The organism is Paenibacillus sp. CAU 1782, assembly GCF_054551715.1.
Genome location: NZ_JBTOLL010000011.1, coordinates 1,792 through 25,682, shown reverse-complemented (window position 1 = coordinate 25,682; position 23,891 = coordinate 1,792). Strand labels below are relative to the sequence as shown.

Annotated in this window: 16 protein-coding genes and 1 pseudogene; 6 read left to right on the top strand and 11 right to left on the bottom strand. The window is 55.2% G+C overall.

Translation table 11 applies throughout. The annotated features are described in order from the left end of the window. Positions 1–957, top strand: coding sequence for an ABC transporter substrate-binding protein (locus tag ACX93W_RS19240; protein WP_459393999.1), 957 nt, complete (start codon positions 1–3; stop codon positions 955–957). A gap of 332 nt (positions 958–1,289) precedes the next feature. Here the strand turns inward: ACX93W_RS19240 and ACX93W_RS19235 are convergent, their stop codons facing one another. Then, positions 1,290–3,179, bottom strand: coding sequence for an ABC transporter substrate-binding protein (locus ACX93W_RS19235; RefSeq protein WP_459393998.1), 1,890 nt, complete (start codon positions 3,177–3,179; stop codon positions 1,290–1,292). Positions 3,180–3,314: 135 nt separating this feature from the next. Here ACX93W_RS19235 and ACX93W_RS19230 point away from each other — a divergent pair, with 135 nt between their 5' ends. The 3 genes from ACX93W_RS19230 to ACX93W_RS19220 all read left to right on the top strand — a co-directional run bounded on the left by ACX93W_RS19230 (position 3,315) and on the right by ACX93W_RS19220 (position 7,177). Further along, positions 3,315–4,598 (top strand): MDR family MFS transporter, encoded by a 1,284-nt coding sequence (locus ACX93W_RS19230; RefSeq protein ID WP_459393997.1) that lies wholly within the window; start codon positions 3,315–3,317, stop codon positions 4,596–4,598. Positions 4,599–4,972: 374 nt separating this feature from the next. Beyond that, positions 4,973–6,112 (top strand): phosphodiester glycosidase family protein, encoded by a 1,140-nt coding sequence (locus ACX93W_RS19225; RefSeq protein ID WP_459393996.1) that lies wholly within the window; start codon positions 4,973–4,975, stop codon positions 6,110–6,112. A 39-nt stretch (positions 6,113–6,151) separates the two neighbouring features. After that, entirely contained in the window at positions 6,152–7,177 is a 1,026-nt protein-coding gene (locus ACX93W_RS19220; protein ID WP_459393995.1) for a glycosyltransferase, read from the top strand. A 79-nt stretch (positions 7,178–7,256) separates the two neighbouring features. Here ACX93W_RS19220 and map read toward each other — a convergent pair whose 3' ends face one another. The 10 genes from map to ACX93W_RS19170 form a co-directional block, all read right to left on the bottom strand. After that, the gene (map, locus tag ACX93W_RS19215; RefSeq protein WP_459393994.1) at positions 7,257–8,009 is read right to left on the bottom strand and encodes a type I methionyl aminopeptidase; all 753 of its coding nucleotides are present in this window, start codon (positions 8,007–8,009) and stop codon (positions 7,257–7,259) included. 145 nt (positions 8,010–8,154) lie between these two features. Next, entirely contained in the window at positions 8,155–9,195 is a 1,041-nt protein-coding gene (locus tag ACX93W_RS19210) for an NAD(P)/FAD-dependent oxidoreductase (RefSeq protein WP_459393993.1), read from the bottom strand. A gap of 20 nt (positions 9,196–9,215) precedes the next feature. Then, entirely contained in the window at positions 9,216–10,250 is a 1,035-nt protein-coding gene (locus ACX93W_RS19205; RefSeq protein ID WP_459393992.1) for a FecCD family ABC transporter permease, read from the bottom strand. A 2-nt stretch (positions 10,251–10,252) separates the two neighbouring features. Continuing rightward, positions 10,253–11,308 (bottom strand): FecCD family ABC transporter permease, encoded by a 1,056-nt coding sequence (locus tag ACX93W_RS19200; protein ID WP_459393991.1) that lies wholly within the window; start codon positions 11,306–11,308, stop codon positions 10,253–10,255. 262 nt (positions 11,309–11,570) lie between these two features. Next, positions 11,571–11,759: a hypothetical protein gene (locus ACX93W_RS19195; protein ID WP_068687297.1), complete on the bottom strand. Its 189-nt coding sequence runs from the start codon at positions 11,757–11,759 to the stop codon at positions 11,571–11,573. Between the two features lie 229 nt (positions 11,760–11,988). Further along, a complete protein-coding gene (locus ACX93W_RS19190) occupies positions 11,989–13,665 on the bottom strand; it encodes a long-chain-fatty-acid--CoA ligase (RefSeq protein ID WP_459394089.1) in 1,677 nt (558 codons plus the stop codon). Between the two features lie 138 nt (positions 13,666–13,803). Then, positions 13,804–15,660 (bottom strand): acyl-CoA dehydrogenase family protein, encoded by a 1,857-nt coding sequence (locus tag ACX93W_RS19185; protein WP_459393990.1) that lies wholly within the window; start codon positions 15,658–15,660, stop codon positions 13,804–13,806. Continuing rightward, positions 15,657–16,889 carry a thiolase family protein gene (locus ACX93W_RS19180; protein WP_459393989.1) on the bottom strand — a complete coding sequence of 411 codons (1,233 nt, stop codon included), beginning with the start codon at positions 16,887–16,889 and terminating at the stop codon, positions 15,657–15,659. The genes ACX93W_RS19185 and ACX93W_RS19180 overlap by 4 nt, the downstream gene beginning before the upstream one ends. Before the next feature lie 34 nt (positions 16,890–16,923). Further along, a complete protein-coding gene (locus ACX93W_RS19175; protein WP_459393988.1) occupies positions 16,924–19,515 on the bottom strand; it encodes a 3-hydroxyacyl-CoA dehydrogenase/enoyl-CoA hydratase family protein in 2,592 nt (863 codons plus the stop codon). Between the two features lie 61 nt (positions 19,516–19,576). Next, entirely contained in the window at positions 19,577–22,345 is a 2,769-nt protein-coding gene (locus tag ACX93W_RS19170; RefSeq protein WP_459393987.1) for a (Fe-S)-binding protein, read from the bottom strand. Between the two features lie 216 nt (positions 22,346–22,561). Here ACX93W_RS19170 and ACX93W_RS19165 point away from each other — a divergent pair, with 216 nt between their 5' ends. Together ACX93W_RS19165 and ACX93W_RS19160 are read left to right on the top strand one after the other, a co-directional pair. Next, complete coding sequence (locus ACX93W_RS19165) at positions 22,562–23,452, top strand: electron transfer flavoprotein subunit beta/FixA family protein (protein ID WP_459393986.1); 891 nt, start codon at positions 22,562–22,564, stop codon at positions 23,450–23,452. A 121-nt stretch (positions 23,453–23,573) separates the two neighbouring features. Next, positions 23,574–23,891 (top strand): annotated as a pseudogene (locus tag ACX93W_RS19160) (electron transfer flavoprotein subunit alpha/FixB family protein); the annotation flags it as partial.

Genomic DNA, 23,891 nt, shown 5'->3' with positions numbered 1-23,891 from the left:
ATGAAACAGAAATGGCTTGCGACAGCTCTGATAGCCGTGCTGCTGCTGACGGGCGCATGTGCCGGCAATAGCGGCTCGGACAACAAACCCGCCTTGTCCAACGAACCAACAGGCAAAACCTTTACGATCGGCATACTGCCGGCCGAAGGCGCGATTCCGATTATTCTCGCCCACGAGTTGGGCTATTTGAAAGAAGAAGGCGCGGACATGTCCATCAAGGCGTTTGCCTCCCCCAACGACCGCAACGTGGCCGTACAGGCAGGAGAACTTGACGCCACAATCGGCGACGTCATGACGGAAGCCGCCTTTAAACAAAACGGCATCGATATGGTCATCACCTCCGATATTAGCGAGGATTTCAAAATCTTATCCTCCCCCGGCTCCGGCATCACCTCCATTGAAGGCTTGGCGGACAAAAAAGTATCGCTGGTGCCGAATTTCCTGCTGGAGTACATTATGGACCATTTTGCCGATCAAAAGGGTTATAGCTACACCATCGTCGAAATCCCTTCCTTCTCCGGACGGGCGGAAGCGCTATTGTCGGACCAAGTGGACGGCGTTGTATTTACGGAACCCCAAGCGGGCATGCTTGTTCAGCAAGGCGCCCATCTGCTGGCGGGATCGCGAGAAGCCGGCATTAAAGGCGGAACGCTGCAATTCACAGCCAAAATGGTAGACGAACGTCCAGGCGACATCGCGGCCTTTTACAAAGCATACAATCGCGCCGTGGACTACATGAACGAGACCGATGCTTCGGAGTATGTCGGCATCTTGAGCGATTACCAGTTCCCGGAGCAAATCGGACTCTATCTCGCCAGCTTGAAAAACAGCTTCCAGCATGCCGGCTCCATTAGCGAAGAGCAGGTAAAAAGCATTGTTGATTGGAGCTTGGATAAAGGAATGCTGAAGCAAGCTTTTACGTATGAAGAACTGACTAATTTTTCATTCCTGCCTTAAACAGGGCGGCCTATTTCATTTGTGGCAAAAAAAGACCTGGGGCTGTCCAAAAAGTCAAACGCTCTAACGGACACGGAAGTCCGTTAGACGCGTAAAACGCAGATTTTGAAATTCTAACGGACATCCTTGTCCGTTAGAGCCCCAAAATGGGTAATTATTGGATAATTTTCACTGTAACGGACATCAATGTCCGTTACAAACGCAAAAAGTTAAAAAATAAGCGCTAACGGACACGGATGTCCATTAGCGTTTTTAATTGAATCAGATACGCGGATCGGCTTTTGGGACAGCCCCAGGTCTTTATGGGTTGGTGGCTCGACAGCGTATATAGCCTAAGGTTTGATCCATAGCTTGGAAAAATCAAGCCAGCCGAACGAGTCATGCGCCAGCCCTTGCAGCGCATGAGGCAGCCGTGTCCGGAATTGCGTGTGATAGAGATACAGCAGCCAATTGTCCCGGCGCAGAAGCCCCTCGGCCTCGTCAATGATTTTGGCTCGTTCGTCCAATGATTCTACACTAACATATGATGCCAAAATACTGCGCAGTTCCCCCAACTGCTCCTCGTTGAAAAAGTGATGAAAGTTGCTGTCCTCATTAAAAAATAACCGCAGAAGGCCCAGTTCGGTATCCTTTTCCAGCACCTCCGTAGCCAACATCATTTGCGCGTGCTGCCCAAGTCTTTGCGTCGTATATTGGGCAAAGCTATAAGGCTTCAGCTCCAATTGCAGACCTATCGCCAACGCTCGCCGGCGAAGCCACAACATGTCCTGAAGCTCGACGGGACGACCGTGATAATACAGGCTAATCGTTTCGCCGGCATAACCGCTTTCCCGCAAAAGCGACCCCGCTTCGCTTAAAGAGTTGCCTTCCAGCAAATCCTCTCTTGCCTCAGACAATGAGTCACTCTCCAGCAGATCCCTTGCATCAGGCAACGAATCGTTCTCGCGATGATGCTTCTCTCTTTCTGCAAACAGGTTGCTTTCATGGGCTTCTTTTTTGCTTCTGGCAACAAGGAAGCTGTTGGCCGGCATGGAGCGGGGGTCTCCTAGCTCGGTGACTAGCAGCTTCCTGTTGAGCAGCAAGCGCATCGCTTGGCGGAAGCCGGGGTTATGCTGAATGCCAGGCTGATTAAAGTTAAAAATCAAATACCGGCAGCCGTCCAACATGGAATCCATATCCCGTTTAGCGTCAGTATCAGTCTCGCCCGCAACCGACTCCGAATGAGGCAAGGAAAACTGCCTATCACCCGGACTATCCGAGGGGATATGCCAAATTTCTATAATATCCAGCCAGGCTCTTTCGCGGAAATAATCGTCGAAAGCTTCCAGCCTAAGCACCTGCGCAGCATTTTCCGCCACCTTGAAGGCGCCCGTACCTAACATTTTTTGCTCGGAAAATCCTTCATCATGCGGAATAATCGACATGGTGGCACAACTGAAAAAGTGAAGGAGAAACGGATTGGGTTTCTTCAAACGCAATACCAGGCAATATTCGCCGGCGACCTCCGCTTCGGCAATATCTTCGTATTGCCAGCATGACGGCGACCGGACCTCCCGAAGACGTTCCAGCGTATGCCGCACATCCTCTGCCGTAAAGATAAGACCGTGGTGGAAGCGTACGCCTTTTCGCAAATAAAAGGTCCATACCGTATAATCCTCATTGCTTTCCCATGCATGCGCAAGCGAGGGAAGAAAACGCTGGCCGACGGAATCAAAATCGACCAGACGGCTATATATTTGTTCCAGCAAAAACACCTCGGTAGCGGTATACGAAAAAGCCGGGTCAAAGATGCCGAGCTTCCGGGCAACCGTTACCCGCAGCACATCCAGCTCCGAGGTTCCCGTCTGTTTCAACTGAAAGCCCATCTGTTTTTCAAGCATGAGTCGCAGTCTGCCGCGAAACGGCGGATTCATCCCTTGCCTTGTGGCCCAGTCCAGCGCTTCTTTCATTCTTCCTTTTTCCAGCAATTCGCCTACATACTCCGTTAGCACTTCCTCAAGCCCCCGCACAACGGCCATATGCGAGATATGGCCTCGTCCAACGCCCGCCCTCCATTCCATATACCCGTCTTCCGCCAGTCTGCGCAGCACAAGCTTTACATTCCTGGCCGTACAATTCAACACGGCTGTCAGTTTCTGAATGGTAATGGGAATACTGGCCCCCGAATGCTGTTGACCGGGGTGTGCCAGCAGCAGCTCTATGTAATGCTCGCGATGCTTCATCTCATACCCATCCTTTAAAAAGGTAGTTTTAAGCTGCCCGGTATAAAAGGTGAAATTACATTTTCAATCTTACCCTTTTTATTCTCGTTTTCCCAGCTAAAATAAAGGCTACACAACAGGAAGGGAGACGACTCCATGTTCAAGCAGTTGGACCGCAATATTAAGATTCGGATATTAACCTCATTTTTGACCCGATGCGTTGAAGCGATGGTTTTGCCGTTTATGGCGATCTATTTTACGCAGAGGCTTGGGGCGGGACTGGCAGGGCTGCTGCTGCTCGCCAATCTGCTGCTGCAAATTGCGGCAAGCTTGTACGGCGGCTATATGGCGGATCTGTACGGGAGAAAAAAGGTGATGGCTTGCGCCCAGATTCTGCGCTTTGCCGCGGTGCTCATCATGATGCTTGCCAGCTCTCCCTATCTGGATTCTACCTGGCTGACGTTTTCCATGCTGCTGCTGATCAGCATCGGGAACGGCTTGTTCAACCCTGCAGCAGAAGCCATGCTTATTGACGTCAGCACCAAGGAAAATCGTGCTTTTATTTACAGCATAAACTTCTGGGCGATCAATCTTTCGATCTCGATTGGCGCGCCAATCGGCGGCTTTTTGTTCGCAACTCACCGAATGGAACTGCTGGGGGCAATGGTTGCGGCCAGCCTGGCAACGCTTGTATTAACCTTGTTTTTTGTTCGGGAGACCCATTTCCCGGTTGCAGCTAATAGAAGAAAACGCGACGGGCGCGGGCCTCTTCGCAAAATGGCTCTCCATTACAGGGTTGTGGCGAAGGACAAGCTGTTTATTGTGTATAGTATAGGCGGCATGTTAATTCGTTCGCTGGAAGTCCACTTGTACAATTATGTCAGCGTCCGCCTGCAAGCCGAGTTTGCCCCCCGGCAGCTTCAGCTGCTGGAAAACTACTCTTTTCAATTAACCGGTATCCGCATGACCAGTTTGCTTCAGATTGAAAATACCATCGTTATTGTCGTTTTTGCCATTTGGGCAGCCTCTTTTGTCCGCCGATTCAAGCCTACGCGAATCTTGTACACAGGCGTTCTCCTGTATACAGTCGGCTACGCAATTGTCGGCTACAGCAATTCGGTATGGCTTCTCCTCGTGTCCATTCTGGGGGCGACAATCGGAGAGCTGATATTTACGCCAATCAGACAAGCCTATCTGGCTGAAATAGTAGATGATCAAGCGCGAAGCTCTTATCTGGCCGTCTATGGTCTGCTGAGTCAATTCGCGGGAGCTTTCGGCGCTATTGCCGTCAGTCTGGGAGCTGTGCTTCATTCCGGTTATATGGCTCTCATCTTTTTCATTATGGGCATGACGGGACTGCTGCTGACGCATTATGTCTTCCAGCGTCATGCCCCCGGGGCCGATCGTTCGCAAAGGGCGGCAACGGCTGCTGCCCAGTGATAAGGTTGCCAGATTCTAGAAAAGCAGAAACGGACGGAACATGTAGCAATCGCCGGCAGACACCAGCCGGCGCGGCATCCGTCCTCCTCTTCTGCATTTTGACCTCATTCCTGTTGCTAAACGCGTCATCTTTCCGCTATTCACCCTTCCTCACTCCATAGCTACTCGATGACGACACACTCGTTATCACTTCCCCCTCTATTTACATTCGCTCGCTATGATGAACTAGTACTCCATCTTCTACTTTTGGCCTTACTTAAACGCTTTAGCTATCCTCAGCAAACATTCAGTCAGCCTTCAGACAGCCTTAACCTTCCCCCGTCACAATAACGAATAAGCTTCTAGCAAGCGGTTTGTTATATGACAAGGAGGCGATGGCCATCAAAAAACGAGGACTCAAGAAAAAGCTCCTGCTATCGCTGGGAGGTGTGCTGCTGGCGGTTGCGGCCGTACTCTACCTGCTCGCCGACCGTTATCTGATCGAACATGTCGAGCTTGTCGTGACGCCTCCCTCCTTTGTTTCCGGCGCGGACAGTTCCGCAGGAGGAAGTTCTCCTACCGGCGGAGACAATTCCGCAGAAGGAAGTGCTGCCGCTAGTGGCGACAATTCCACGGGAGGAAGTGCCGCAGCCGGGGAAAACGGAGCAACTGAAGGCGCATCCACAGGTGCACAGAACTCTACGCCAAACACGGCTGAAAGCTCCGGCTCCGGGAACCAAAACCCCGGACAAAAAGATACGGGAACATCCAGCGGCTCCATTGTTCAGGATGACTGGAATTATGCCAGCGACGATATCAGCATAGCGATTCGCCAAGTACAGGAAGGTACGGGAGATGATCAAATCACCTATTATGTGGCAGATGTAAAGCTGTCGGACTTATCCAGCCTGCGAGCCGCTTTTGCCAAAAATAGCTTTGGACGCAATATTATCGAAACAACCTCGACCATCGCGGAAAACAACGGCGCATTATTTGCCATTAACGGAGATTATTACGGCTTCCGCGACGACGGAGTCATCATTCGCAATGGCACCTTATACCGGGACGAACCTGCCAGAGACGCAATGGCTATTTTCGGCGATGGTTCGATTGAGCTCTACAATGAAAATGAGGTTTCGTCCCAGGATTTGCTTGCCCGCCAGGTCTTGCACACGTACTCCTTTGGCCCCGCTCTTGTATTGGATGGCAAAGCCGAGGACGGTTTGGACAAAGTCACGATTGATTCCAACTTTGGCAACCGCTCCATTGAAAATGCCAATCCAAGAACGGGCTTTGGCATGATCGAGCCTGGCCATTACCTGTTTGTTGTCGTTGACGGACGAAGCCGAGGTTATAGCCGGGGCATGACGCTGAATGAATTTGCCGATCTTTTTGTCGAGCTTGGCGCTTCGGAAGCCTACAATCTGGACGGCGGAGGCTCCTCGACCATGTATTTTAACGGCAGAGTGGTGAATCAGCCCTCCGGTAAAGAAAAGGAACGCGGCGTCAGCGACATTCTCTATGTGGCTGAATAAGAGGCTTAAGGCAAACAAGACGACAGGAGGCGGGCAGGCATGCACGTATTGATACCGGCTTACGAGCCGGATGAACGGTTGATTGGATTGATTGCGCGTTTAAAAGAAGCCGACAGGCCGCCCAACATTATTGTGGTGGACGATGGCAGCGGCGTCCGTTATAGGGAGCTGTTTCAGGCCGCTTCCTGGATGGGCTGCATCGTGTTGACCCATGAGACCAATCGCGGCAAGGGATGTGCGCTCAAAACAGGTTTTGCTTATCTGAAGGAAATTGGAGCAAGCGGAGAAGTGGTGTGCGCGGACAGCGACGGACAACATCTGCCCAAGGACATTATGAGAGTGGGGTCCAGCGTGGAGCGCGATAGCCGCTCCATGGTGTTGGGAGGCCGCCGTTTTAGCGGCAAGGTTCCGCTCCGAAGCCGTTTTGGCAATGCGGCAACCCGCTTTGTTTATGCCCGCAGCACCGGCGTCAAAGTGCATGATACACAAACGGGGCTTCGTGGTTATTCCGCGGATATGCTGGAATTTTTGCTTGCAATCCCGGGAGAACGCTTCGAATATGAAATGAACGTATTGCTTGCTGCGGCCAAATACGGGTATGCCATCAAGGAAATTACCATTGACACCGTCTATTTGAACAACAACGAGTCCTCGCATTTTCGCCCGTTAGCGGACTCGGCAAGCGTATATCTCCCGTTTCTGAAGTTTAGCGGCTCCTCCCTCATCTCGGGAGCTGTCGACTTCGTGTTGGTTCTGCTTTTGCATAGTTTCAGCTCCAGCCTTCTATTAGCCGTTTGGGGAGCGCGCTGTATCAGCGCTTTACTGAATTATTCGCTTAATCGCAATGTTGTTTTTGCCAAAGGCAGCGGCATTCGCCATGGCATCGCCTTTCCTCGGTACGCTGCGCTGGCGGTGCTGATCGCCTGCTTGAACTATTTGCTGCTGCTAATGCTCTACGAAAAGGCCGGTATCCCGCTGCCCATTGCCAAAATCATTACGGAGGTTTCGCTTTTTCTGCTTAGCTATTGGAGCCAAAAATCATATATTTTTGCCCTGAGAAAGTAACCACAGAGTCAAAATGTTAAAGAGCCTTCGTTCCACTCCCGTAGTGGTTTCGAAGGCTCATTTCCGTAGAACAGCTGGTTTAATCCCAGCGGGTAAGCACAATGGGGCCATCTTTGGTCACCGCGATGGTGTGCTCGAACTGTGCTGCCCATCCGCCATCTACCGTTCGAGCTGTCCACCCGTCCCGCCCGATAAGGATATCAGGGCGGCCAGTCGTCACAATGGGTTCAATCGTAATGACCATGCCTTCTTCGAGAACTACGCCTTGGCCCGGTGGTCCCATATGTTCCACCTCCGGGTATTCATGCATCTTGCGCCCGATGCCATGCCCCACGAACATGGGTACTACGTTTAGGCCATGGCGTTCTGCCCTGGTTTGCACCGCGTGGCCAATATCCCCTACATGATTGCCCGGCACAGCTTTTTTGATCCCTTCCAGCATAGCTTCTTTGGCGGCTTTCAACAGCTTTTCCGTGGAAGCGGTCATTTTGCCAATGCTATAGCTCCAGGCGGAATCCGCCTTCCATCCGTTCAAATCTGCTACCATGTCAATGGTAACGACATCGCCGGCCTCCAGCGGTTCGGCATCGGGGAAGCCATGGCAAACCACATCGTTCACTGACGCGCAAATCGCATAAGGGTAACCCTTATAGCCTTTTTGTGCGGGCTGCGCCCCTCTATCCAGCATAAAGCGTTCTACGAATCGGTCGATCTCAAGCGTAGTCACACCGGGCGCCAAACGTTTGGACAATGCTTTATGGCAAGCCGCAACAATACGGCCTGCCTTTCGTATTCCCCTGATATGCTCTCTTGTCTTAAGCTCCACCGACATGTTTGCAAGCCTCCTTCGTCTTCATGCCCAAAAGCAGAATTTGGGGGTATATGCTACCCTATTCGGCGAAGGAGGAACTCATGCCCGGTATTCATGCAAAAAACCCGGATTCCAATGATGAATCCGGGCTTCGCAAATATAAAACCTATACCTTCTGCAGCTCTTCGAGCTCTTTGTTTTTCTCTTTGAAGCGGTCATTGTGGGAGGATACGTATGCGTAAGGAACGGCTTCAGGGTCCAAATAAACCTTAACGCTATTCATAGCCAATACAGCATCGGTGAATGTGCCGGCAATCAAACCAACCTTGCCTTCGAAACCAACGAAGTCTCCTGCGCCAAAGATGCCCGGTATGTTCGTCTCCATCTTATGGGTAACGTTTGCCTTCCATTCGCCCATGTCGATTCCCCAATCCCTGATGGGGCCAAAATCGCTTCTCATTCCATGATTAACAATGACGGCATCCACTTCCAGTTGAAGCTGCTCCTCCGTCTCAACATGCTGAATCGTGACCTTGTCGATTTTGGTTCCGTCGTTGCTGTTCAACGCTTGAACCGCATAAGGCGTCAGAACGCGCACCGAAGACTCCTTCATGCGGGTTACATTACGCTCCAGACCGCCAAAAGCGTCGCGCCTGTGAACAACCGTAACGCTGGCTGCCAGCGGCTCCAACTCATTGGCCCAATCCACCGCGGAGTCGCCTCCGCCGGAGATCAGGACATGTTTGCCCCGGAAGGTCTCCAGATCTTGAACTGTGTAATAAAGGTTCGAAACCTCGTAGCGGTCGGCGCCTTCGATCTCCAGCTTCGCCATCTTGCGGATGCCGTAGCCGCAGGCCATTACGATGGCACGCGTATGGTGCTTCTCTCCGGTATTGGACGTTAGAATAAACGTCCCGTCTTCCTGACGCTCCTGGCTAACGATTTGTTGGCCAAGCACAATGGTAGGATCAAAGGTTTTGCCCTGCTCCACCAGCTGCTGAATCAAATTTTCACAGCGGGTTGGCGTAACTCCGCCAACGTCCCAAATGATTTTTTCGGGATAAATCAGCATTCGTCCGCCAAGCTCTTCCTGGGCTTCAATCAGCTTTGTCTTCATTTCTCTCATACCGCTATAAAAAGCGGAATACAGACCCGCAGGCCCGCCTCCGATAATCGTGACGTCAAACAGCTCTAATTGCTCGCTCATTCTATCCTTCCTCTCCGTTATCAGGATTTTGATCTAGCCAACAAATAAAGGAAATACGGCGCTCCGATAATCGCAACCACGATGCCTACAGGCACTTCCTTGGGCTGCAATACGGAACGGCCAAGCAAATCCGCCGTAAGCACCAGAAGCGCGCCTAGAAATGCGGATACAGGCAAAACAAACCGGTGATTGGAACCTACGAGCCTTCTCGCCAAGTGGGGACCAATAAGGCCGACAAAACCGATGGAGCCGCTGATCGCAACGCAAGCGCCAGCCAAACCTACGCCAGCAGCGATCAGCTTAAGCTGTTCCTTGCTGACATGGGCTCCCAGCCCTTTTGCCGTTGCATCGCCAAGATTAAGGACGTTAAGCATCCGGGCCTTGATCATGACGTAAGGCAGCAGCACAACAATCCACGGGAGCAGCGCATAGACATATTTCCAGCTCGTTCCCCAGATGCTGCCCGCCATCCATGTTGCGACAAATTGATATTTGTCAGGGTCCAGCTTGAGCGTCAAAACGATCATGGCCGCGCTAATGCCCGCCGCTACCGCGATACCGGTCAGAAGCAGCCGGGTCGGCGTGATGCCTTCTCCCCGTTTGTAAGCCAATGAAAAAATAAGCACGGCCGTTAAGCCGGCTCCAAACAACGCAAGCAGCGGCAGCAAAAATGCAGGAGCCGCAGTCGTTGTCGGAAAATAAAAGATAAACAGCATAACCATCAGACCGGCGCCCGCATTAATGCCGAGAATGCCGGGATCAGCCAGCGCGTTACGGGATATGCCTTGCATGATAGCGCCTGATACGGAAAGTCCCGCGCCGATCAGCACCGCAATGACGATGCGGGGCAAACGGAACTCATATAGAATCAAATGTTGTTTTGCCGTGCCATATCCGAACAGCGTTTTCACCACATCAAGGGGCGAAAGCCGGATATGTCCGGTATTCATGCTAATAATAAACACGATCACGATAAGTACGGCCAAAATGCCGACTACAATAATTCCGCGCTTTACCTTGCGCCGTTCCACCTGAGAAGCCGTAACCATCGACATTTCTACAGCTCCCTCCTTTCCTTACGCGCCAGATAGAGGAAAAACGGAACGCCGATCAGCGCGATCAAAGCGCCTACCGGTGTTTCCTCAGGCGGATTTACCATCCGCGCCGCGAGGTCGGCGAACACGACCAGGAGGCTGCCGAGCACGGCAGAGCAAGGAATGATCCAGCGATAATCCACACCCACCAGCTTGCGCGTCAGATGGGGAATGATCAAACCGACGAAACCGACAGCTCCCACCACGGAAACCGCGGACCCCGCGAGAATCAATACAATGATGGCACATGCCAGCTTAACCAGCTTAGTACGCTGGCCCAGCCCTCTGGCAATATCTTCGCCCAGGCTGAGCAGAGTAACCGAGCGGGACAAAACGATTGCGCCGGCAATTGCGGCGGCAATCCAAGGCAGCATGATTTTTAATTGCAGCCACTTGGTTCCCGCAAGACCGCCCGCGTACCAGAATGCGATATCCTGCCCAACGCGGAACAATAAAGAGATCCCTTCGCTCAGCGCGCTAAGCAGCGCGCTGAGGGCGGCGCCTGCCAGAACCAGACGCATGGGAGTAAGGCCGCCTTTGGCCAACGCCCCGATGCCGTACACCAGTCCCGCGGCAACGCCGGCACCGAGAAAACAGAACATAATGATATACATAAAAGGCAAGCCCGGAAAAAAAGCAAAGCATATCGCCAACGCGAAGCCAGCGCCAGCATTCAAACCCAGCAAACCGGAATCCGCAAGCGGATTTCGGGTCATGCCCTGCATAATTGCGCCCGCTACCGCAAAGCTGGCTCCAACCATCGCGCCGCCAAGCACGCGCGGCAGACGCAGCTCCCATATGACATGATGATCCGTTATGTCGGGGTTAAAACGAAAGATCGCTTCCCACACGACCGCAAACTTGATGTCAGCGGCTCCAAATGAAACCGACAGCCCTAATCCGAAAATCAAAGCCGCAATACCTCCGAAAATAATGAGCGTTGCTGCCCATGGGCGGCTTTTGAGCTTTTGATGGTTTCCGCGCTCTAAAGCGGGATTGATCCGATGTGAATTAGCCATAACGTCTCCTTATATGATATCAATTCTCATTATCACTATTGTGAAGTATAGTGTATTTATTTGCCTATTGCAATGGACTTTTTGAAGGTTATTCAAAAAGTTCACCTTCCATTACGCAGCAAGTCTGGCGGCATGGTCAGCGGCGAATATGGCATTGGGCCGAAATCTCCGAGCCGCAGACTTTTTGTGATACAGAGCGCAGGCAAACAAAAAGGCTCTGCCGGCGTTCGCGGACGCGGGCAAAGCCTATATTCATTATGATTCATCCCACCGAGGAGTTAAGCCTGCCGAGTTCATCCTCCACGAGAGAGGTTAATTCATCTTCGTATCCGCCAGTAATTCGGTATTTGCGAATATAATCCTTCACAAATTTGCGCGGGTCCTTGGGCTGAAAAATCCTCGTCAGTTCCTTCAGGCTTTCCTTGACTTCATTCTGGCTATGCTTCGCCATGAAATCTCCTCCCTTATACGATGGATGGTCGTCCTAAACAGCATGATCCGAGAACGCATGCGGCTCTGACACCGCAAGAACCCCCCGCTCGGTACGGCAACTCCATGGCCAATGAGTCACAATGTTTTCATTTTTCTTACTATTATAACAGTTTGATTTCAATTATGAAAGTGAACATTTCGGTAGCGCTTTCTTTATGGCGTTCGGAAATGGGCTTGCCGCCCTGCAATTATCCCTCCTCATCCTCGGTAAGCTTGCGCCGCAGCACCTTGCCGATCATCGTTTTGGGGAGCGACTCTTTAAAAATATATCGGTGTGGCACCTTATAAGCGGCAAGCCGATCCCTGCACCATCGGTCCAGCTGGGACGCCGATACTTGCCAGCCATCCTTCAGCACAATAAACGCTTTGACGCTTTCGCCCCGGTATTGGTCCTTCATGCCCGCCACAGCGGCTTCCTTCACCGCTGGATGCTCGAACAAAACCTCCTCCACCTCGCGCGGATAGATATTGTAGCCTCCAGCGATAATGACGTCTTTAAGGCGGTCTTTGATCGCAAAATATCCGTCTTCGTCCATCGATGCATAATCGCCCGTCCGCAGCCAGCCATCGCTGAACGCTCCTTCGCTTTCAGCCGGACGGCCCCAATAGCCCTTCATGACCTGCGGGCCTTTGACGATCAATTCTCCCAGCTCTCCCGGAGGAAGACGTTCTCCCGTAACGGGATTCATAATGGCGGCTTCCGTATCGGGAAACGGAAGGCCGATCGTGCCGATTTTGCGCCTTCCCCAGATGGGGTTGGCATGCGTAACGGGAGAGGCTTCGGTCAAACCGTATCCTTCGATCAAACGTCCGCCCGTCAGCGACTCAAAGCTGTCTTGAACCTCCAGAGGCAAAGCCGCAGAGCCGCTTATGCATACTTGAATGGAGGACAGGTCGAATTGCTCCGCATCCTTTCGATTAATAAGGGCAACATACATGGTAGGCGCGCCGGGAAAGATTGTCGGTTTTTGCTTCTGGATTGCTTCAAGCACCTTATCCGGCTCAAACCGGGGAAGCAGCACCATTTTTCCGCCATTGCGCACTGACATATTCATTAATACCGTTAAACCAAACACATGAAACAGCGGCAGCGCCGCCAAATAAATCTCTTCGCCCGGCTTCTGCTTGTAGCACCATGCCGTTGTTTGCAGCGTGTTGGCCACCAGATTGGCATGTGACAACATGACGCCTTTGGGAGTGCCCGTCGTTCCTCCCGTGTATTGCAGAGCGGCAAGCTCATCGCCCGCGCCAAGCTCCGGCAGAAGCTCCGGCTCCGATCTGCGTCCAGCGGCAATCAGTTCCCTGTAGCTCTGAACGCCATCGGTCCCATAGAGAATCTTGCTGCGGAATCCCTCTTTCCGCTGCTTGAGAGGATACAGAAGGTTTAGCGGAAAAGGAAGGCCGTCCTTTATTGAAGTTACTATAACATGACCCAAAGCGGGCAGCGGACCTTCCCTCGGCCGTTCTCCGCGAGCGCGGGCCAATCTGGGATACAGCAAATCCAGCGTAATGATCGCGACAGCCCCGCTATCCTTCAACTGCTCCTGAAGCTCCCGCTCCACATACAACGGATTGGTCTGGACCACGATCGCCCCTGCCAGCAAAACGCCATAGAAGGCCGTCACCGCCTGGGGGCAATTCGGCAGCATGATCGCGACGCGATCCCCCTTAGCAATGCCAAGCGAGACGAGTCCTCCGGCCAAAGCAACCGCATCTTCCTTCAGCTTGCGATAAGTGACGTTTTTGCCCATAAAATGAACCGCGATTTTGTCGGGATACGACTCTGCGGCATCCAGCAAAAATTGCGTGAGATTGATATCAGGGTAATCTAGCGTTGGAGGAACCTCCTCCGGGTAATGCTTCAGCCAGGGCTTCTCCGGCGATTTTGCGGAAGGCGGTCCCGCCTCCTCGCCTTGCGTAGACGAAGAGACGGGATCGGCATGGCCTGCGGAGTGGACAGTACGTTCCGTTTCATCATGCTGTTCCAATACTGGGCTCCCCCTTTACCTAACATAATGTTCGGTTTCAATCACCTTCGCCGCAATTTTGCGTTTTCGGCCGATGATTTCCGTCGCCGGCGCACGCAGCAGCTTCCTCAAGATGGATAGCTGAAGCTGCAGGCCATCCCCCCGCTCCAGGGCAACCAGCGCAGTTTTGGCAAGACCATGGACCTTGTCGGCAGTCTCCTGGACGAAGGTTTCCACCATCAGAACCGCGAGACTTGACCGGCTCGCCGCCTCCTGCGACGCCAGCGCCTTCTTCGCCCGGAGCAGGCCGCTCTCCATCGCAAAAATGCAAATCATCAGGTCGGCTAATATGCCCAGCACCTCCTGCTCTTCTTCCAACCGCAGGTCATATTTTTGCACAGCCAGACCGCCAACAAGAAGGAACACTTTTTTGGCTTGCGATACAAGATAGGATTCTTTATCGAGCGGGGCGTCAAAAGAAGGCGCCATCACCGGCCCCAGCACTTCACCCTGAAGTCCCTTTGCTTTCTCCAGCAGCGGAAGCTCGCCTTTTGCCGCTTTCTTTAGCAGCATCCCGGGTATAAGCAAACGGTTAATTTCGTTGGTGCCTTCAAAAATCCGGTTAATTCTGGAATCGCGGTACAGCCGCTCAACTTTGTATTCCTTGATATAGCCGTAACCGCCGTGAATCTGGACGCCTTCATCCACAATCGCATCCAGCGTTTCAGAAGCAAAAACCTTCACGATAGAGCATTCCAGCGCATATTCGCCAATTGCTTTTGCCGCAAGCGCGTCGGCGCTTCCCGCTTCCCTGCGGGAAGTTTCCAGCGTTGTATCCTTGCGGTCGCCTTCATGTACAGGGGGGTGGACATGATTGCGGGCATCCTCGCCGATGCTTCCAAGCTGTTCGTCGATCCAGCCTGCAATCCGGTACACCATGCTTTCCAGTATATAGGCGCCAATGTTCATATCCGCCAGCTTGGCGGCAATGAGGGGATATGAGGAGATTGGACGTCCGAATTGTTCGCGAGTATTGGCGTAGGCTGCCGAAAGCTGGATCGTTTCCTTGGCGGACCCCAGACAACCGGCGCCGAGCTTAAATCGCCCGATATTCAGAATATGGAAGGCAATCAGATGGCCTTTGCCCACCTCTCCCAGCACATTGGCCACGGGAACCGCCATTTCCTCAAAATAAAGGGGGCAGGTCGATGAGCCCTTGATGCCCATTTTGGTTTCCTCCGGTCCCACGCTAAGACCCGGCGTCCCGCGCTCCACAATAAATGCGGTAAACTGTTTGCCGTCCACTTTGGCGTATACGATAAAAAGATCGGCAAATCCCGCATTGGTGATATACAGCTTGGAGCCGTTTAATAGATAGGACTTGCCGTCCGCGGACAGCCTCGCCGTGCTTTTCGCCCCAAGCGCATCGGAGCCGGAGGAGGGTTCCGTCAAGCAATAGGCCGCTATTTTGGCGCCGGACGCCAGATCGGGCAAATAGCGTTTTTTCTGTTCCTCCGTGCCGTAGAACACAATGGGAAGCGTGCCTATGCCCACGTGCGCCCCCACCGACAGGGCAAAAGACGACGCCCGGGCCAACGTTTCCGCAAGCAGCGTTGTGCTGACCTTATCCAGCCCCAGCCCTCCATACTGCTCCGGAACATCGGCTCCCAAAAGCCCAAGCTCACCGGCTTTTCGCATGAGGCCGACCGTCAGCTCGTAGTCCAGAGCCTCCAGATCCGCGTCATTCGGCAGCAGCTCGCCCTCCAGAAACTGCCGCGCCGCATCCTCCAGCATGTGCTGTTCCTCTGTGAAATCCTCCGGCGCCGTGATCCATTCAGGCGCCATATCCTCCACGACAAACCGGCCGCTCCAGGATCCTTTTTTTGCGGTCATGGCTCCCCCTCCTCCGCATAAACTTCGAACACGCCAGCGGCTCCCATGCCTCCGCCCACGCACATGGTCACGATTCCGATACCGCCTCCCCTGCGGGCAAGCTCGTGCACCAGCGATACGGACAATCTGGTTCCGGTACAGCCAAGCGGGTGGCCTAGCGCAATTGCGCCGCCGTTGACGTTGACCCGCGCGGGATCAATGCCGAGCCCGTCTATGACGGGAATGCATTGCGCGGCGAACGCTTCATTCAGTTCAAACAAATCCACTTGCCCCAGCTCCAAGCCAGCATGCTTCAACGCCTTGGGCACCGCTTCCAGCGGGCCGATTCCCATAAGCTCCGGCGCAACGCCCGCGGCGCCGAACCCGCGAAACACGGCCAGCGGCGTAATCCCGAGCTCGCGGGCTTTGGCCCGGCTCATCAGAACGGTCATGGCCGCACCGTCGCTCATCTGCGAGGCGTTGCCCGCCGTAACCGTCCCCTCTCTGGCGAAAGCCGGCCGCAGTCTGGACAATGCCGCCATATCGGTATCGCGGCGCACCCCTTCATCGGTATCGAAAATAAAGCTGCTCTCCCATGGCCTGCCGGAATCATGACTTCCCCAGCGCCTTGCCGTGACGGGAACGACCTCGCCCTTGAAGCGCCCTTCGGAAAGCGCCGCCGCTGCTTTGGCATGGCTGGCCGCCGCAAATTCATCCTGACGCTCCCTCGACACGCCGAATTTGCGGGCAACCTCCTCGGCCGTATGTCCCATGCCCATATAAATTTCAGGCATGGTATCCGCAATGCCGGCATGCGGAGACATTCGAAAGCCGGTCATCGGCACATGGCTCATGCTCTCCACGCCTCCCGCCACCACCACGTCGGCGCCACCCGCCGTAATCCGGTCCGCCGCGTAAGCAATGGACTGCAGACCGGAAGCGCAGAAGCGGTTGACCGTTACGGCTGGAGTTGATGGCGGCAAGCCGGCATACAGCGAGATAACACGAGCCAGATTAAGCCCCTGCTCCCCTTCCGGCATCGCGCAGCCGATAATCACATCCTCCACATCCGCCAGCTTTAACCCCGGCAGCCGCGCCAACGCGCCGTCAAGCGCGGTTTTGCCCAAGTCCTCGGCGCGAACCCCCGCCAGGCTGCCCTTGAAGGCTTTGCCCACCGGCGTGCGCACGGCGGCTACAAGGACCGCATCCCGGTCATGCTCATGAAACGGCGAGCCGTTTACTTCAGTCATGTCCCTTCCCCCTTTCCGTACCTAACCCAGCCGGTCAGTTGCGAAGCGGCTTCCCCGTTGCCAGCATGTGACTCATCCTGTCCTGCGTTTTCCGTTCTCCGCACAGGCTGAGGAACGCTTCGCATTCCAGATCGAGCAAATACTGCGGACTCACGGTCGTGCCGGGAGCAACATCGCCGCCGCTAAGCACATGAGCCAGCTTGTTTCCGATCAGCGCGTCGTGGCTGCTGATCTGCCCTCCCAGCCTTAGCGAACGGACCGCAAGAGACAGCAGCGCTTTTCCTTCCCTGCCCGCCACAGGAATCCGTTCTTCACCCGGCACCGAATAGCCTCTGCGGTCCAACTCCAGCACCGCCCGCTTGGCTTCCGCGATACGGGTATCCTGACGCCTGATGATTCTGTCCTGCGGACGCAGCAGTCCCAGCTTTACGGCTTCATGGGCGCTTCCAGAGGATTTGGCCATGGCAATGGTTTCAAAAAGCGCCGTCAATTGGGGCTGCAGCCTGGCCAGAGCGTAAGATACGTCCGCGCTTGCCGCAGGATTCCCTGACCCGGCCTGCGTTGCGGGCCATTCCGCTCGGAGCGCCGCCAGCGCCGCCGCTTCCTTGCAGCCCCCGCCAGCGGGAATCAGGCCAACCCCGGTCTCCACCAGCCCAAAATACGTTTCCGGAGGCATCACGATTATATCCGCCGGAAGACATGCCTCCACTCCGCCGCCAAGAGTCATCCGATGAGGCGCGGCGACGACGGGGCGATCCAGCTGCTTCAGTTGCAGCATGCTTCCTTGAAAGTGTCGGATCATATCCTCCACTTCTTCCCAATCGCCGTTTTGCGCCTCCATCAACAGCAGCATCAAATTGGCGCCTACCGAAAAATTCCGGCCTTCATTGGCAATGACCAAACCCCGCCAATTGCGCGAAACCTCCGTTGCCGCATGCCGAATGGCGGACAAAATATCGCCCCCGATGGCGTTGTTCGGCGAATGGAATTCCAGGCACGCCACGTCGTCGCCCAAATCGACAAGACTTGCTCCCTGGCCGCTCCAAATTGTTTTTCCGCTTGCCTTCAGCGGCGCAAGGGACAACGTATCGCCATCCTCCCGCTCCTCGGCCAGCTTGCCGCCTTCCGCCGCATAGTACCGTTTGCCCATGCCCGTCTCGTAAAAGGACGTCCGGCCGCTTGCCAGCCACGACTCCACCCATCCCGGCAAAGTCTCGCCTTCCTCCGTCATTTTTGCGGCGGATTCCGGCAGACCGATTGCGTCCCACAGCTCAAAAGGACCCAGCTCCCAATTAAAGCCCCATCGCATCGCCCGGTCGATATCGGAGATGGAATCGGCAATAACACCCGGCATCTCCGCCGAATAAAGCAGGAGAGATTTCAGCGTCGACCAGACAAAGTCGGCTTCGCGACCTCCGGCAGCCAGCAGCGCCTTCAGCTTGTTGCCGGTTCCCTTGACCGCTTTTGCCGCGTCCAGAGCCGGAGATGACACGGACAGCTGCGGCCTGTACTCCAGCGTGTCCAGAGAAAGCGATTGAATCAGGCTGCGCCCGTCGCCTTCCCTCAGCTTCCGGTAAAAGCCTTCGCCGCTTTTGGCGCCAAGCCTGCCCTTTGCCACAAGCGCCTCCAGAAGCGGAGGGCGGACAAACAGCTCAAGATCCCGCTGGCTCTCGGCGCGCTGCCGGACATTATCCACCACGTGGAGCAGCGTATCCAGCCCGATCATATCCAGCATGCGGAAGGTCGCCGTACGCGGCCTGCCCATCAACGGACCGGTCAACGCGTCCGCTTCCTCGATCGTCAGACCAAACCGCTCCGTATCGCGCAGCGTCGTCAGCATGCCGTAAGCTCCGATCCGGTTGGCAATGAAATTTGGGGTATCCCGGGCAACGACAACTCCTTTCCCAAGCCGTTTTTCGCAAAGCTCGGTCAGCAGCTCCACCACGGAAGGGTCTGTATCGGCTGTCGGCACAACCTCCACCAGCTTCATGTAGCGAGGCGGATTAAAGAAATGAACCGCGGCAAAATGGCGACGAAATTCTTGACTTCTTCCCTCCGCCATAGCCGCAACGGACAAACCGGACGTATTCGTGCTGACAATGGAGCCGGGCCGCCGGTGGTTGTCGATCAGCTCCAGCACGCTGCGCTTGATGTCGAGCCTCTCCGTCACCGCCTCCACGATCCAGTCGACGTCTCCAAGCGCGGCGGCATGATCGCTCAGGTTGCCCGGTGTTAAGCGGGAAACCCATGCAGGGTCATACAGCATTGGCGGAGCCGCCTTTGCCATGCCCGCTATCGCGGCAGCCGCAAGCGCATTCCGGTCCTGGATTTTGCCTTGGCGGCTATCTTGACCATTACCCTGGCGACCGTCTTTGCGGTTGTCTTGGCGGTTGTCTTGGCGGCTGTCTTGCCCGCCAGTTTCTCGCGCGCCTCCTGGCTGGTGCTGAGGATTTGCCACCCCGTCTTTTCCTTCGCTTCTACCCTGAGGAAGAACATCCAGCAGCAGAACCCGCATTCCCGCATTGGCGAGATGGGCGGCTATGCCCGCTCCCATAACGCCTGCGCCGATGACGGCCGCGGTGTTGACCGCTCCCGCACGTTTGGAATCAGTAGCTTGCAGCGGCATCGTTTGGGACCACCTTCCCTTCGCTTAATGAATAACCGGATTTTTGAACACGCAATGATTGTCACTCTCTGCCAAAAACGCTTTGCGCCAGCAGCTCCGCCACATCCCGGGCCGCCGTTCCATCCCCCTCCGGCATTGCCTTCAGGCCATCCTCCATCATCGTCAGGCAGTAGGGACACGACGAACTGATAACGGTCGGCTTTACCTGAAGCGCTTGCGCGGTCCGGGCATAATTGACACGCGTCCCGCTTCGCTCCTCCATCCACATCATCCCGCCTCCGGCACCGCAGCACATGCCGTTTGGCCCTGAGCGCTCCATTTCCTTTATTTTGATGCCGGGGATGGCCCTCAGCAGTTCGCGCGGCGCTTCATAAATCCCGTTGTGGCGTCCCAGATAACAGGAATCATGCACGGTGGCCACTTCGTCCACTTGATGGGATGGCTTCAGACGGCCCTCCGCCAGCAGCCTGGCCAGAAGTTCCGTATGATGCTCGACCTCCACTTCCGGCCCCAGGCCAAAATCGGGGTATTCGTTTTGCAACGTATTGTAAGTGTGGGCGCAAGGAGTGACGATATGGCGCACACCATACTTCTGAAGCGTCGCGATATTTTCGCGGCAGAGCTCCTGAAACAACATTTCGTTGCCCATCCGCCTTGCGGTATCCCCTGAGTTGCGCTCCTCGCCCCCCAATACGGCAAAATCCAATCCGGCTTCCGCCAGAAGCCTTACCAGGTCAAAAAGCACGCGCCGGCTGCGATTGTCATAAGCAGCCATCGTTCCAGCCCATAACAGGAGCTCCGGCTTATGTCCGCGCTCCCGGCACTCCTTCATCGTCTGCACGGCAACCCCGGTTCGCAGCTTGCAATCCTCGATCCAGCTTTGGCGCTCACCGCGCGGCAAACCCCAGGGATTGCCCTGCCGCTCGATATTCTGCAAGGCACGTTGGCTGTCGGCGGGAAGCCGGCCCTCCATCAGCACCAAATGCCGCCGGAGATCAATGATCTTGTCGATATGCTCGTTGCCCACGGGACATTGCTCCTCGCAGTTGCCGCAAGTGGTGCAAGACCAGATTTCCTCCTCCGTCATGATGTCTCCCACAAGCTCCAGCGACTCCGCCTCCGCCTTTTCCCTAGGCAGCCAGGCTGCCGCCTGCATTTCCATCGTCCCGTGGATAGCCCCGGTATACAGTAGTTTTTTTTTCGCGCCGCTCCCGCCTTCAAGAGATGGCGACTCCTTCACGGGCAATACGGGTCCCATGCCATGCGGCGGGGGCAGCCTCCCCCTGCGCAAGCCGCTTGGCAGCCATGGCGAGGTCGATGTAACGGCCGCTCCCTTCTCCGTCAAATGATCTCTCAGCTTGACGATCAGGTGCATGGGCGAAAGCAATTTTCCGGTATTGGACGCCGGGCACACATTGGTGCATCGGCCGCATTCCACGCAAGCATAGAGATCCAACAGCTGCTTTTGCGTAAAATGCCAAATGTCGCCCGCTCCAAATGACTCCGCTTCCTCATTTTCCAGATCCAGCGGCGCCAGTCTGCCTCTTGGACCGGAACGGCGGAACCACAAATTGACCGGCGCCGTCATCAAATGAAAATGCTTGGATTGCGGAACGTACACCAAAAAAGCCAACAGCACAAGCAAATGCAGCCACCAAAACAGCTCATAGCCGGCATGCGCCGCCCAACTTCCTGGAATCACTCCCGCCTTCTCCAGCAATGCAGCAAGCGGAGCGCTGACCGGCGCATATTGCGCGCCTACCAGCTCGGTCTTGACGGACGGCGGCTCAGGCGAACCGGACGGTATTGCTGGCTGGCCGGAGGCTAGTATGGCATGGTCGCCCAGCACTGCCGGCTGCTCCGAGGCCAATTCAAATTGCTCAGACGTTAGGTGCGATTGGGCAGACGCTTCTGCATGGTCGGCTGCCAGCATTGTTTGGGAAGACGATTCTGCATGGTCCGCTGCCAGCCGTTCAAAGGCTAAAGCGAGGAGAACTGTCAGCATCAGCCCTCCGATAAACCAAAGCACAAGCGACGGTTTCCAGTCCCGCTTCAGACGAGGCAGCTTCTCCCCGTAGCGACGGTACGCGCCGTACAAAACTGCCAGCAGCACCAGCGTGACAGTCCATTCCTGCGACCAGGCAAACCAGCCATATAAGGGAATGGGAAGATTCGCCCCCCCGTTCAACCCTTTCCAAATCAGGTCGACGGCTCCAAATTGAAGCATAATAAAGCCATAAAAATAAATAAGGTGCATCACGCCGCTGCGAACATCATTCAACAGCTTTGAGTGCCCCAATACCTCCCGCGCAAAGCCGCTCTCCGCACGCTTTGCTTGCCGCTTCGCAAGGCCCGTTGCGTTCTTTTTCGCATCGGTTCCTGCTTGTTCCGGGACGGTTGCGGCTTTTCCCGCCCCGGCTCCAGTTTTTTGCGGGATGGTTGCGGCTTTTCCCGCCCCGGCCCCGGTTTTTTGCGGGACGGTTGCGGCTTTTCCCGCCCCGGCCCCAGTTTTTTGCGGGACGGTTGCGGATTTTCCCGCCCCGGCCCCAGTTTTTTGCGGGACGGTTGCGGCTTTTCCCGTCCCGGCTCCAGTTTTTTGCGGGACGGTTGCGGATTTTCTCGTGTCTGTTCCTGTCTTCTGCGCGTCAGTTTCGCCCTTTCCCGCGCGGCCTACCAGCGGCCTCCAACGCCGAAACGGAACCGGCACGCCTAGCTTTATATAAGTAATGCGAAGGCGGACAACTGCCGCAAATAACCATAACGCCGACAGAACAAGAGCGGTAAACAGGAACCATTTTGCCCAAAACCAGAAGATCGGGTCCCTCGCCATTCATCTCTCCCCCTTGCCGTCTCTGTTGATTTCATCACATTCTCCTTGAGCGGAAGACTATTCAAGTATATGAGCGCCATCCTGCCCGCATGCGTCATGAAAGCGTTATCCACCAGGTATAACGGGGACTCCGGCATCATATGGTAGCATTGGCGGGTACCCGCCATTGGCTCCTGGTGCCATGTGATTCTTTGCATTTTGGAGGGAGGGACTTCTATGAAATGGGTGGTGCTGCTGAAGCAAACCTTTGATACGGAGGAAAAAATTTATTTTACGGAGGATGGAATTCGGGAAGAAGATGTCAAGCTGGTCATCAATCCCTATGATGAATACGCGTTGGAGGAAGCCTTGCGGTGGAAGGAGCAGCTTGGAGGAGAGGTTATCGCCGTTACTTGCGGAACCGAGCGGACCCATGAAGCGCTGCGGCTCGCGCTTGCGATGGGGGCGGATCAAGCGATTCGCGTCAGCTCGGACGGTATTCCCGACGATAGCGGCGCTATTGGAGAGGTTCTTGCAGCCGCAATCGCTCCCCTTCAGCCGGATTTGCTGTTGGCGGGGCTTTTTGCCGTCGATACAGGCTCTGGCAGCGTAGCGCTCCAAACAGCGGAATTGCTGGGCCTGCCGCATGCCGGCGCTGTTGTAAAGCTGTCCATCGGCAGTGCGGCGGAGCTCGGAATTCAACCGGGAGACGAACGTCTCCACGCCCTTGCCGTAAGGGATGTGGAGGGCGATCTGGAAACGGTATCGCTGCCGCTTCCCGCGTGCATTACCGCGCAGCAAGGCCTGAATGAACCTCGCTACCCATCTCTGCCCGGCATTATGAAGGCCAAACGCAAACCTTTAATCGTCATTGAACCATCAGAGTTGAAGCCTTATCAGCCGTTAAGCGACGCTTATGTTCAAAGAGCAACGCCTGAAGGGAATTCCGAAGCTCCAACTGCAGCGGATGTCTTCTCTGTCCCGTCTGCGAGGACATACCGGACAAAACTATCCCCCCCGCCTCCACGCGCCGCCGGGAAAAGGCTGACCGGCTCGCCCGAAGAGCAGGCACAAGAGCTTGCGCGCGAGCTGCATGATGTGTTGGAAGAGGCTTTGGAGAAAAAATAGGTTCGTACTGTCTGTACAATATGCTGGGAGAAAACTGGAAATGGATTTGTTTTTGTGGTGTATATCGGGGGAGCTTAGGCGGTTGCAGTAGCACCGACAGGACAGAAAGGAGCTGTATGCAATGGCACGAACGATATTGGTTTATGCGGAGCGGCGCGACGGAGCCCTGCGCCGCGTGGCATTCGAGGCGCTCGGCGCAGCCAGACGCCTCGCGGGAGATGACGGCACCGTGCACGCCGTCATTGCCGCTTCCGGCGGAGCGGCGGAGGACGCCGCCGCGCTCGCCGCGAGGGGCGCGGACGTCGTGCATATCGCCGACGATCCTGCCCTGGAGGCTTATACGCCCGAGGCATATGCCTCCATGCTGGGCGCAGCAATTGAAGCGGTGAGGCCGGATGCGCTGCTGCTCGGCCACACCGCTTCGGGGGGGGGGGTGGTG